Annotated in this window: 11 protein-coding genes and 2 other annotated features (1 of these 13 only partly in view); of the genes, 4 read left to right on the top strand and 7 right to left on the bottom strand. The window is 36.5% G+C overall.

Features of this window, described 5'->3' with window-relative positions:
• Positions 1-203: 203 nt before the first annotated feature.
• The 4 genes from RV15_RS04305 (at position 204) to efaA (ending at position 4108) form a co-directional block, all read left to right on the top strand.
• Complete coding sequence (locus RV15_RS04305; RefSeq protein WP_071876819.1) at positions 204-1388, top strand: serine hydrolase domain-containing protein; 1185 nt, start codon at positions 204-206, stop codon at positions 1386-1388.
• Between the two features lie 184 nt (positions 1389-1572).
• Positions 1573-2328, top strand: coding sequence for a metal ABC transporter ATP-binding protein (locus tag RV15_RS04310; RefSeq protein WP_071876820.1), 756 nt, complete (start codon positions 1573-1575; stop codon positions 2326-2328).
• A complete protein-coding gene (locus RV15_RS04315) occupies positions 2325-3182 on the top strand; it encodes a metal ABC transporter permease (RefSeq protein ID WP_071876821.1) in 858 nt (285 codons plus the stop codon). Before RV15_RS04310 ends, RV15_RS04315 begins: the two co-directional genes overlap by 4 nt.
• The gene (gene efaA, locus RV15_RS04320) at positions 3179-4108 is read left to right on the top strand and encodes an Mn/Fe ABC transporter substrate-binding lipoprotein EfaA (protein WP_071876822.1); all 930 of its coding nucleotides are present in this window, start codon (positions 3179-3181) and stop codon (positions 4106-4108) included. Before RV15_RS04315 ends, efaA begins: the two co-directional genes overlap by 4 nt.
• A gap of 45 nt (positions 4109-4153) precedes the next feature.
• Here the strand turns inward: efaA and RV15_RS04325 are convergent, their stop codons facing one another.
• From RV15_RS04325 to RV15_RS04355, 7 genes are all read right to left on the bottom strand, one after another.
• The gene (locus RV15_RS04325; protein WP_071876873.1) at positions 4154-5692 is read right to left on the bottom strand and encodes an ABC-F family ATP-binding cassette domain-containing protein; all 1539 of its coding nucleotides are present in this window, start codon (positions 5690-5692) and stop codon (positions 4154-4156) included.
• 474 nt (positions 5693-6166) lie between these two features.
• Positions 6167-6631: an NUDIX hydrolase gene (locus RV15_RS04330; RefSeq protein WP_071876823.1), complete on the bottom strand. Its 465-nt coding sequence runs from the start codon at positions 6629-6631 to the stop codon at positions 6167-6169.
• Between the two features lie 125 nt (positions 6632-6756).
• A complete protein-coding gene (locus RV15_RS04335; RefSeq protein ID WP_071876824.1) occupies positions 6757-7953 on the bottom strand; it encodes an amidohydrolase in 1197 nt (398 codons plus the stop codon).
• A gap of 15 nt (positions 7954-7968) precedes the next feature.
• A complete protein-coding gene (locus tag RV15_RS04340) occupies positions 7969-8802 on the bottom strand; it encodes a MetQ/NlpA family ABC transporter substrate-binding protein (RefSeq protein ID WP_071876825.1) in 834 nt (277 codons plus the stop codon).
• A gap of 26 nt (positions 8803-8828) precedes the next feature.
• Positions 8829-9509, bottom strand: coding sequence for a methionine ABC transporter permease (locus RV15_RS04345; protein WP_071876826.1), 681 nt, complete (start codon positions 9507-9509; stop codon positions 8829-8831).
• Positions 9510-9533: 24 nt separating this feature from the next.
• The gene (locus tag RV15_RS04350; protein WP_071876827.1) at positions 9534-10604 is read right to left on the bottom strand and encodes a methionine ABC transporter ATP-binding protein; all 1071 of its coding nucleotides are present in this window, start codon (positions 10602-10604) and stop codon (positions 9534-9536) included.
• 14 nt (positions 10605-10618) lie between these two features.
• Positions 10619-11449, bottom strand: a complete 831-nt coding sequence (locus tag RV15_RS04355) for a MetQ/NlpA family ABC transporter substrate-binding protein (RefSeq protein ID WP_071876828.1) — start codon at positions 11447-11449, stop codon at positions 10619-10621.
• Positions 11450-11516: 67 nt separating this feature from the next.
• Positions 11517-11768, bottom strand: a binding site (T-box leader).
• A gap of 76 nt (positions 11769-11844) precedes the next feature.
• Positions 11845-12018: a binding site (T-box leader), on the bottom strand (it continues 62 nt past the right edge of the window).

Raw genomic sequence — 12018 nt, forward strand, 5'->3', positions numbered from 1 at the left:
TGAAAACTTCACTTTACATTCTAACATTGATTGGCTAAAAAATCATGGATCTTTTTCTTTATTGTGACGAATAATTGAATTTTCAACGACTTTTAACCGAAGAAAATTAGTACTTACAAAACTGTTCGGCAAATCTCATACAATCAACTTGTATTTATCCATCGTATGAGTAAAATTACTGTAACCGGAGGTGATTGACACTCATGCACTATAAAAAAAATCATAAAAAAAAGAAGCCTTTTATACCAGCACTCATTGTTTTAATTTTGATTATTTTGGTTGGGGTGGAAATCTATCTTTTATTTTTCCAAAATCAGCCTAAATCAGTTTCTCAAACAAGCACAAGCGAAAGGACGACAGAAACGACACAGTCTTCCACATCTTTAACACAAGCTAAAGATTTTAATAAGGAAGTTCAGCCTACTTCTGATTTTGCTGAAGAACTAAATCAAAAATTGAAGGATATCCAGTTTATCGGCACCGCTTTAATTATTCACAAAGGAAAAATCATTTTACAAAAAGGATTCGGCTATGCTAATTTTGCTGAAAGTAGGCCAAATACCTCTCAATCAACATTTCAAATCGGCTCAATACAAAAAGCGTTTACGGCTTCTCTTATTTTGCAACAAGTTCAAGCTCAGAAGCTTTCATTAGATGATACCTTGGACCGCTTTTTCCCAACTGTTCCAGATAGTCGAAAAATAACTATTCGCCAATTACTCTCAATGACTTCCGGATTACAACAAAAAATCAAACCTACGATCATGATGTCTGATAACGACTTTATTCAGTTTGCGATTTCTAATGCGACTATGGATATTTATGGTCAATATAAATATGAAGCAGTCAACTATTCTATTTTAGTGGGAATTCTAGAACAATTAACAGCTACTTCTTATCGAACTTTATTTACTCAAACATTTATTCAAGGTCTAAAATTATCTAGGACATGTTTTTATAACGACTTTATAAGATCACGTAATCGAACTTACGCCTACAAAAAAATCGCTGATAAAAATTTTGCTTCTGAAATACAAGATGATCCTTTAGGGTTTGATCAAGAAGTTGGTACTGGAAATGTGGGTATGACTGCAGGTGATCTCTATTTATTTTATTCTGATTTACTTGGAGGAAAGATTATTAATCAAAAAACCATGGATGAAGTTTGGACTCCTGAAATTGGATCAAAATATATGGGTGGTCTTTATAGTTTTCAAAATTATATTAGAGGACATGGAACTGAATCTGGTTTTGAATCGAATGCAAGGGTTTCAAAAGATAGACAAAATGCAGTAATTCTTCTTTCAAATCAAAAACCAGAGGATAAAACACTTCAAAAATTAGCAAATTCTATTTTCAACTCATTAGGACCTTATAACAGTCAATGAGTTTCCACACAAAACAATCAGTATAGAGGTATTTCACCGAACTCCCTATGATTGAGATATGACTCAAAGAGTTGTATCTTAGTCTTTTTTTATTCATTTTTAGGTTAGCCTAAAAAATGGATTGATTTTAATTTAACTTTACCTTATACTGAGTTTAAGGCAAACCTAAAAAGGAGGTTTTTTTATGTCTATAAATAATAATAATCTTACAGTAGAACATCTAACTGTTAGCTATCAAGGTCAAAAAGCCTTGTACGATATTTCTTTACACATTCCTGCTGGAAAAATCACAGGAGTGATTGGCCCTAATGGTGCAGGGAAATCGACATTTCTAAAAGGAATGCTCGGACTGATCAAAACAGATTCTAGAACCGTGCTTGCAGGTGAGCAGCCTATTGATGGCCAAAAGAAACGAATCGCATATGTCGAACAACGCAGCGCGCTAGATCTTTCATTTCCAATCAACGTTTTAGAGGTTGTCCTATTAGGAACTTATCCAAAACTAGGATTGATGAAACGTCCTAAAAAACATGAAAAGGAACAAGCCTTAGCAGCACTTAAAACTGTCCAACTGGAAGAATTTGGGAAACGTCAAATTGGTGAACTATCTGGCGGACAACTGCAACGGGTCTTTATCGCTCGAGTTCTCGCTCAAGAAGCAGATATCATTGTCTTAGATGAACCTTTTGTAGGGATTGATATGACGAGCGAAAAAGTCATCATGGACATTCTCAAACAATTAAAAGAAGCTGGAAAAACAATTTTGATCGTCCATCATGACCTCCATAAAGTCTCTCATTATTTTGATGATGTGATTATTTTGAAGAAAAAACTGATTGCTTGTGGACCCGTTTCAACTACATTTACCAACAAAAATATTCAGTTGGCCTATGGTGACACAATGGGCGATATTATTATCAAAGGAGTGGCTGATGCATGATTACAAATTTTATTGACGGATTGGTTCGTTACCAATTTCTACAAAATGCTTTGATCACCTCGATCATCGTTGGACTGGTTTCAGGAATCATTGGTTCATTTATCGTTTTACGAGGCATGTCCTTGATGGGAGATGCGATCTCTCACGCAGTTTTACCTGGGGTGGCGGCTTCTTATATGTTTGGTGTCAATTATATCTTCGGTGCCTCGGTTTTTGGTATTTTAGCGGCTTTATTGATTGGCTTTATTACTCAAAAAAGTCAATTAAAAAACGATACCGCGATCGGTGTTGTTTTCAGTTCCTTTTTCGCTTTAGGAATCATTATGATCTCTTTCGCAAAAAGCTCGACCGATCTTTATCATATTCTCTTTGGGAATGTTTTAGCGGTTCGAGATTCTGATATTTTGATTACCGCAATTGTTGGGATCATCGTGTTGATCTTTGTTGGATTATTCTATAAGGAACTACAAATTACCTCTTTTGATCCAACAATGGCACAAGCGTACGGATTAAATGTTCAGTTCTTCCACTACGCCTTGATGTTTTTATTAACCTTAGTTGCTGTTTCATCGTTACAGACAGTTGGAACGATTTTAGTGATTGCCATGTTGATCACTCCTGCTGCTACCGCATACTTGCTGACGAATCACTTACCTACAATGATCACCTTAGCTTCTCTTTTCGGAATACTAAGTTCGATCATCGGCTTATTCTTTAGCTATTCGTATAACCTAGCATCAGGCGCTACAATCGTTTTAACCGCTGCAGCATTTTTCGTTATCGCGTTTCTATTTTCACCTAAAAAAGGACTATTTTTTGTCAATAAACAGAAAACGGAGGAACCTATATTATGAGAAAAAAAATACTTTTTATCACAGCACTAGCTAGTTTATTTTTACTAGCTGCTTGTCAATCTAAGTCTACAGATACCTCAGACAAGGAAAAAATCAATGTTGTTGCGACAAACTCGATTCTTGCTGATATAGTGGATAATGTTGGAAAAGATTTGGTCAATTTACACAGTATCGTCCCAGTTGGAACAGATCCTCATGAATATGAACCACTACCTGAAGATGTTGCAAAAGCATCTGAAGCTGACGTTTTATTCTTCAATGGTTTAAACTTAGAAACTGGTGGAAACGGTTGGTTCAATAAACTGATGGAAACAGCGAAGAAAAAAGAAGATCAAGACTTTTTCTCCGTAAGTAAAAAAGTCCAACCGATGTATTTAACCAGTGCTGGGCAAGAAAACGAGCAAGATCCACATGCTTGGCTAGATATCCAAAACGGGATTGCTTATGTCGAAGCAATCAGAGACACATTAAGTGAAAAAGATCCTAAAAATAAAGAAACTTACGAAAAAAATGCCAAAGAATATATTGAAAAACTAGCAGCTTTAGACAAAGAAGCCAAAGAAAAATTTGCAGATATTCCAGAAAATAAAAAACTACTAGTTACTAGTGAAGGGGCTTTTAAATATTTCTCTAAAGCGTATGGTCTGACTGCTGCCTATATTTGGGAAATCAATACCGAAAGCCAAGGAACACCAGATCAAATGAAACAAATCATCGATCAAATCCACAAAACAAAAGTGCCTTCCTTATTTGTTGAAACCAGTGTCGACAAACGTAGTATGGAACGCGTGTCAAAAGAAACAGATCTACCGATTTACAGTACGATTTTTACCGATTCTATTGCTAAAAAAGGTGAAGATGGCGATAGCTATTATGCTATGATGAAGTGGAATTTAGATAAAATTCATGATGGCTTGATGAAATAAATAAAAACTGCTGCTGACATTTCACTCAATGTCAGCAGCAGTTTTTTATTGTATCATATCTTCGATATTGATCACACGATCCGTAATATCCGTATAAAACTCTTCTTCATGGGAAACAATGACGATCGTTCCTTGAAATTGTTGAATGGCTTGGCGTAAACTGTCTTTTGCAGCTGCATCAATATGATTCGTTGGTTCATCTAAGAAAATAATATTACTTGAATCCATCGTCAGCTCACTCAGCTTCACTTTTGTCTGCTCTCCTCCGCTTAATAAACGCAGTTGCTGATTTACTAATTTATCAGGTAATCCGCATTTGGCTAAATAGGTGCGGATTTCTTTGACTGTTTTTTTAGGGAAACGATCACTTAAATAAGCTAACGGAGTTAAGTAATCATTTTCCCAGATCAAATCTTGAGAAAAATAAGCAATTTTAGTGTTGGCTGGATATTGATATTCACCACTAATCGGTTGAATAATACCAGTCAGTGTTTTGATCAACGTTGATTTACCAATACCGTTAAACCCTTTGATTGCTACTTTTTCCCCGCTATGCACCGATAAATTAATCGGTGCTAGTAAGGGTTCGTTGTACCCGATGACTAATTCATCCGTAATCAGGGCTAAGCTAGCGACGATTGGCTGATAAGGAAACTGAATTTGTGGCTTCACTAGGCTACCTGGAGGTGCCATGCGTTCCACTCGGTCTAATTGCTTTTGACGACTTTTTGCCATCGTTGCACGGTTTCCTGCTTTGTATTTACGAATATAAGCTTCCGCTTTTTCGATTTTCGCTTGTTGGGCATGGTACTGTTTTAAGTAGCTTTCTTTGTTTTGTTCTTTTTGCGCAAAAGATTTCTCAACATTACCTGTATATCTGGTTAATTTACCAAATTCAATATCACAAATACAATTCGTTACGGCATTTAAAAAGTGATAATCGTGAGAAACTAAAATAAAGGTTCCATCAAAATCATTTAAATAATTGATCAACCACTGAATATGAGTGTCATCCAAGTAGTTTGTTGGTTCGTCTAATAATAAAACATCTGGTTCTTCTAAAAGTAGTTTCGCCAAAATAACTTTAGATCGCTGTCCACCACTTAAATTATTCATTGGTCGATCTAAGCCAATTGCTTCGATTCCAAGTCCGTTGGCAAGGTCATTGATGATCGTATCGATTTGATAAAAATCACTTTCATCTAGTTGTGTTTGCAAGTTCCCCGCTCGCTCTAATAATTTAGCTTCGCCAATCTCACCAAATTCTGTGTATAAATCATTGATTTTTCCTTCAATTTCGTATAATGGCTTGTATGCTTGGTGTAAAAATTCGTTAATCGTACTATTGCCAATCACTTCCACATATTGATCTAAGTAACCGATTTTCGTATTGTTTTGCCAAGTGATGCTACCATCATCGGCCAAAATTTCACCTGTCAGAATCTTGACCAAGGTTGATTTTCCTACCCCGTTTTGCCCTGTTAATCCCATGTGATCGCCTTTATTGACACGAAGCGACGCATCTTCATAAAGAATTTTCTCCCCAAAACGTTGGGTTAAATGTTCGATTGTTAATAAACTCATATTTTCTTCCTCTTTTCTATTCTCTTTGTTGTAAATTGTATTAAGTGCTTGCTTGTCTGTTCCGCAATTTAAATTGCTTTTGACAACGGTTCCGTACATTTTAGTTGAAAGAGCATCTTATCAAAACAAAAAACAAGCGATCAAATAGGCTCTCCTATCTTATCCCTTGTTTTATATCAGCAAAGGACAACGTACGAAACACGTTGTCCTTTAATCAGCGCTATAAAAAAATCATGATCCATCGTTAAAACAACACAAAATAAGACTAATTGCTAGTCTAAAAATTTTAGTATTCGTCTCAAACGATGAAGCGTTCATTTTATTAGGCTCCGCAACAATGCTTCATCACATTCATTTGTCGGGAGCTGATTCTTTTCACAAATTTATCTGAAAGAAAAAACATTCTTAATCACCTTTCTTTACAAAAATAGTTTAACATAATTGTTTTGAAAAGCAAGAATATTGCTAAGTTCTCTATCCTCTTTGCACAATATGTTGGATTGTTTTATTTTTATCTTTGGTCAACTCTTTTAAAAATGCTGGTCGTAAATCCGCCTGTGGAAGTTCTTCAAAAGGTACCCACTGCAACTGTTCTTGCTCGTCAAATTCGTTATAAGAATGGCATGAAATTGTGCTATTTTTAAGTTCTACGTAATAATAAAATGAGAGTTCATGATAAGTTTCTCCAGTTAAATCAGATGTAAAAAAATTTTCATGAATAAAACCTAACGTTTTTCTTTCAATTTTAGTACCAGTTTCTTCTATGACCTCTCTTTCAATAGCATCATCTAATGTTTCATGCATTTTTACTCGGCCACCAACTGAATAATAATAAGGTTCTTTTGCATTTGATGCCACTAACAAGCCTAAATCACTCATAATAATCGCACCTACACGATAATTAAACCTGCCTTCTTTAGTTTTGAACGTACAATCCATTTTACCAGCTCCTTATCTTTAGGTTTTTCTTAAATTATAATTGACCTTTCCCCTTTTACCAAGGGCCAAAAAAAGTCTAAAAATTGAAGTCTGTTCCCCTTCAATCCTTAGACTTTTATAAATGTTTAGGTAATTGAATTCAAATACGTTAGTGCATAACGCACATGAAATTCTGTTGCTAACGCCAATCCTGCTTCATCGATATCAAATTTTTCATGATGATGACCATATTGTGTATCCGGATTATCTAAATTACGAGTTCCCACTCGACCATAAACACCTGGTGCTTTAAGTAAAAAGTCAGCAAAATCATCTGCACCTAAACTCTTAGTCTGGTCAGTGACGACATTTTCACTTCCAACAATTTCAGCTGCTACTTTTTGTGCCAATTCAGCGGACTCATCATCATTGATCAACGGTCCTGCCGCATCATAGATTTGGAAAGACGAAATCTTGGTTCGATGAGCTTCAGCAATTTGATTGGCTATTGCTTCCACGCGTTTTAAAACAAACGCTCGTGTTTCATGACTGAATGCTCGCACTGTACCTTCGATTATAGCATGATTTGCAACAATATTATATCTAGTTCCAGCATCAAGTACACCGATTCCAACAACAACAGGATCTAACGGGCTAACTTCTCGTGCTGCAATTTTCTGTAATTCCACAACGATACTTGCTGCGGCCAACACAGCATCCCGACCAACATTAGGCTGAGCTACATGACTACTCAACCCTTCAACTTCAATTTTAAAAATATCGCAAGAGGCATTAGTCGCACCTTTAGTCACGACTAATTTTCCTACAGGAACACTTGAATCTAAATGGATTCCAAAAACCTGATCGATATTTTCAACAAAACCGCCCTCGACAAACTGACAAGCGCCAGCGCCAATTTCTTCTGCAGGTTGAAATGCTAATTTGATCGTTCCAGCAAAATCGCCCTCATGATTTTTTAAGACTTTGGCAGCACCTAGCAAAGCTGCCGCATGACCATCATGACCACAAGCATGATTTAACCCTGGATTTTTAGATTGGTACTCTTTTCCTGTTGCATCTTCTAATTCTAACGCATCAATATCTGCTCTTAGAATGATAGTTTTACCAGGTTTCTCTCCTTCGATTGTTCCAAGTACCCCTGTTTCTCCGACTTCTTCAAAGGAAATATCCAACTTATTCAGTTCTTCTTTGATTCGTTTGATTGTTTCAAATTCTTTTAAACTGGCTTCTGGATATTGATGAAAATGCCGTCTTAGTGCAATCACTTCATCTTTGTTTTGTTGAATTTCCTCTTGAATCGATTGTTTTATTACTGTTGTCATATAATCATCCTCTTCTTATTTTCTGCCAAATGTTTCCCACGCTGGAACGCTAGAACCTTTTGATGTTTCTTCAATGACTTTTTTCGTTTCTTCTTGTTGATAAGTATCGACGACTTTATTGTAGGTTTTATTGTCTTTATCCGATCCACGAGCAACGATGATATTCACATAAGGTTTTGATGTTTCGTCCACAGGTTCTAAGAAAATCGCATCTTTTGCTGGGACAAAACCAGCATCGACAGCCATCCCACTATTGATTACAGAAGCATCGATATCTTGCAATGCTCTAGCCGTTTGTGATGCATCTAATTCTGTTATTTTTAAAGCTAATTTATTTTCTGTAACATCACTTACAGTTGGTGTTTGCTTCTTCGCAGGATCTACTTTGATCAATCTAGCACTTTGTAACAACAATAACGCGCGTCCGCCATTTGTTGCATCATTTGGAATCGCGATTTCAGCACCATTTTTTAACTCTTTAACATCTTTGATTTTAGAAGAATAAATGCCTAATGGGGCACTGACCGTATTACCGATCGATACAAGATCTGTTTTATGCTCGTCATTATAGTTATCTAAGAAAATCTGATGCTGGAATGAATTCAAATCAATTTCTTTTTCTGCTAAGGCAGCATTTGGTTGCGTATAATCAGAAAATTCAACAAGCTGTAAATCGATTCCATCAACTTTCAACCGTTCTTTCACTGATTCTAAAACTTCGTTATTGGCGCCAACAACACCTAATTTTACGACCTCATTCTTTTCACTTTTAGCACTTCCAGCAGAACATCCTGCTAATACAACCCCTATTGTTAAAGCTAATCCGATAATTTTAATTGTTTTTTTCATTTAAATTTCCTCTTTTCGCGTATTTTTTAATGTGATGTTCTCTTGATCAAGGTGTTACTTATAAACTGACTAGCAAAAACTAAAACTAAGATGATCAACGTTGCGACAACTGTCACATCCGTTTGGAACCGATTATAGCCTCTAGTGATCGCTAAGTTTCCTAAACCGCCAGCGCCGATAGCACCAGCCATTGCTGTCAAACCAATCAAATTGATGATCGTAACGGATGAAACTCGAATGATACTTGGTAAGCCTTCAATTAAATAGACTCTAAAAATAATTCCCAAAGGACTAGTTCCCATTGATTCCGCCGCTTCAATCACACCTGGATCGACTTCTAATAAGGCATTTTCGATCTGACGGGCAAAAAATGGAATCACCCCTATCACCAGTGGCACTAAAGCAGCCGTTGTCCCAATCGTTGTTCCTGTTAAAAAACGAGTGATCGGCTGAATCAATGCCAGCATGATGATAAAAGGAATGGATCTACAAACGTTGATAATTTTTTCTAAAATATTATAGAGAACACTATTCTTTAGAATCCCTTCTGGTCCTGTCGCAACTAACACCACACCTAGTAATGTTCCCAAAATCCCGGCGATGATCGCTGTCCAAAAGACCATATACAACGTTTCAATCGTACTATCGATAAACTCTTGTTTTAGTTGTAAGACATTTGGAAAATATTGTTGTAATAATGGCTGCATCTATATCACTCTTTCTTATTTAGTTTAGATAACATGTAAGGGGATAACACTTTCTTTTGGTTCACTTTTTTTTAAAATCTTGATTTTCACGCCTTGTGTTTGTAGAAACTCTAAAGCCTTTTCTCGTTGGTTTTCTTCTCCCGAAAGAATCACGATCAAATTGCCGATTGGAACTTGCTGCAAAATTTCTACATTTCCATATAAAATATTCGTTACCACATGATATTTACTGTAAAGCTGAGCAATCAGTGGTTCACTCGTTTGCTCACCTACATAAGAGAATTCTACCAACACTTCATTTCCACTCAAATTCGTCAAACTTGGATGCTGAATAATTGTTTCCAACGCTTGATCGATATGCGTTGCTGTTCTGATAAAGTCCTTCGTCAAGGCTTTTTTTGGCTGACTGAAAATCGACACAATATCATTTTCTTCAATCACCTGTCCATCTTCCATCACAGCGACTTTGTTACAAATTTCTTTCACCACTTGCATTTCATGAGTGATCAAAACGATCGTTAAACCTAATTCTTTATTTAATTTCTTTAATAAATCTAAAATCTGGATCGTTGTTTTAGGATCTAATGCGCTGGTAGCTTCATCGCATAATAATATTTCTGGATCATTGGCTAAGGCTCTAGCGATGGCTACCCTTTGTTTCTGTCCGCCCGATAATTGGCTAGGATAAGCCTCTTTTTTCTCTGAAAGTCCTACTAGCTCGAGCAGTCGTTCGATTTTTTCTTTCCGTTGCTCTTTTGAAAGTCCAGAATATTTTAAGGAAAAATCAACATTGGCAAAAATCGTTCGCTCTTTCATCAAATTAAAATGCTGGAAAATCATGCCGATTTTTTTACGCTGTGCTCTTAATTCTTTCGGTGAAAAATTAAGAATATTTTTGTTGTGGATAATAACCTCGCCAGCTGTTGGTCGTTGCAGTAAATTGACCACTCGGACTAACGTACTTTTTCCAGCTCCTGAATAACCCACAATGCCAAATACATCTTCTTTTTCAATTCTTAAGGAAACATTTTTAACTGCATCGATTTGCTGTTTCTTCTGATAAAAGGTGACGTCTATATTTTTTAATTCGATCATTTTTGTTCCTCCTGTCATTCTTTTGGTATAAACCAGTAATTTCCTTGGTTGTGTTCTTTTAAATAGTTTTTGAACGCGTCTGAATGATAGGCTTTCACCACAGCTTGTGCCCAATCGCTCTCTGCATTCTTTTCATCAACCGTTGCGACTAGTTCATAGTCTTTTAACACATCTTCTGCAAGTAAACTGTCTTTTGGATCAAGCTTCGCGCTGTAAACAATACTTCCCGGAATCACTGCATATTCTAAGTCAGCTAAACTTCTAGGAATTTGGGCCGATGACATTTGGACTAGATCTAAATTTTTAGGATTATCCACAATATCTGCCTTTGTTGCTTTGACTGGATCAATTCCTGCTTTCAACTTGATCCAACCCGCTTTTTGTAAAAGATTAAAGGCTCTTGCCGTATTTGAGGCATCATCGGGAAGACCAATCTTATCGCCTTCTTTGACTTCAGTCAGTGTCCTTCTTTTTCCTGGAAACAGCCCAGCTGGAACAGTGGGAATCGGTGTGATCCCAACTAAATGAGTCCCTTTATTCTCGTTGAAATTATTCAGATAAGCGGTATGTTGGTCGACATTCAAATCAATAGCCCCTTCCGCCAACGCGACATCTGCTTGAATTAATTCTGTAAATTCCGTTTCTTTGATTTGATAGCCTTCTTTTTCCAAAATAGGTTTGACTGCGTCTAAAAACAATTCACTATATGGCCCTGGTGATGTCCCAACTCGAATGATTGCCGCTTCTTTTGTTGTCTCTGATGTAGCTTTATCATTTTTACCACAGGCAGCAATAACAATAATCCCCGTTAAAATCAACACAATATTTAACAACTTTTTCTTCATGAATCGTCCCTCCATTTTTATTATTTATAAAAAGAAAAAAGCATCCTCAAATGTATAAACCTATACATTTGAGGACGCTTTTGCGTGCTACCACCTCTATTTGATACCTATTCACATAGATATCCTCATCAAGTACGGCGATCGTTGATCGCTTATACTCTAGTACTATAACGGGTACATCCGTCGCTGTCTTATGAATGATTCACTCGAAGCGCTGCTCAATGGCCATTTTCCAGATTTCGTTTATCGCTTGTTTTCAGCTACCCAAGCTCTCTGTTAGATATCGTTTCATCTGTACTTTCCATCTCATTGCTTTGTTTATTTAGTTTTTTGAAGGATCAACACTTCCTTCGTCAGTCCTGAACATAAAAATAGCCCTCTACCAGCCTATGCTAGTAAAGGGCGAATAATCGCGGTACCACCTTTGTTTTAAAGTAATTCATGATTACTTTTCTTAGACCAAGTCTTATAACTTGTCGCTTTGATAACGGATGCTTTCCCGAAGCTGCTTACCTATCAACAGCTTGTCCTCATGAGACCATCTTCAACTCTTATGCGCTTATCTCTTT

This window comes from Enterococcus silesiacus (assembly GCF_001886225.1).
GTDB classification, from domain to species: Bacteria; Bacillota; Bacilli; order Lactobacillales; family Enterococcaceae; genus Enterococcus_L; species Enterococcus_L silesiacus.

What these genes read in the sequence shown, in the direction of transcription:
- RV15_RS04305 (WP_071876819.1), top strand. Translation starts at nt 204, where the DNA reads ATGCACTATAAAAAAAATCATAAAAAAAAGAAGCCTTTTATACCAGCA.
- RV15_RS04310 (WP_071876820.1), top strand. Translation starts at nt 1,573, where the DNA reads ATGTCTATAAATAATAATAATCTTACAGTAGAACATCTAACTGTTAGC.
- RV15_RS04315 (WP_071876821.1), top strand. Translation starts at nt 2,325, where the DNA reads ATGATTACAAATTTTATTGACGGATTGGTTCGTTACCAATTTCTACAA.
- efaA (WP_071876822.1), top strand. Translation starts at nt 3,179, where the DNA reads ATGAGAAAAAAAATACTTTTTATCACAGCACTAGCTAGTTTATTTTTA.
- RV15_RS04325 (WP_071876873.1), bottom strand. Translation starts at nt 5,692, where the DNA reads ATGAGTTTATTAACAATCGAACATTTAACCCAACGTTTTGGGGAGAAA.
- RV15_RS04330 (WP_071876823.1), bottom strand. Translation starts at nt 6,631, where the DNA reads ATGGATTGTACGTTCAAAACTAAAGAAGGCAGGTTTAATTATCGTGTA.
- RV15_RS04335 (WP_071876824.1), bottom strand. Translation starts at nt 7,953, where the DNA reads ATGACAACAGTAATAAAACAATCGATTCAAGAGGAAATTCAACAAAAC.
- RV15_RS04340 (WP_071876825.1), bottom strand. Translation starts at nt 8,802, where the DNA reads ATGAAAAAAACAATTAAAATTATCGGATTAGCTTTAACAATAGGGGTT.
- RV15_RS04345 (WP_071876826.1), bottom strand. Translation starts at nt 9,509, where the DNA reads ATGCAGCCATTATTACAACAATATTTTCCAAATGTCTTACAACTAAAA.
- RV15_RS04350 (WP_071876827.1), bottom strand. Translation starts at nt 10,604, where the DNA reads ATGATCGAATTAAAAAATATAGACGTCACCTTTTATCAGAAGAAACAG.
- RV15_RS04355 (WP_071876828.1), bottom strand. Translation starts at nt 11,449, where the DNA reads ATGAAGAAAAAGTTGTTAAATATTGTGTTGATTTTAACGGGGATTATT.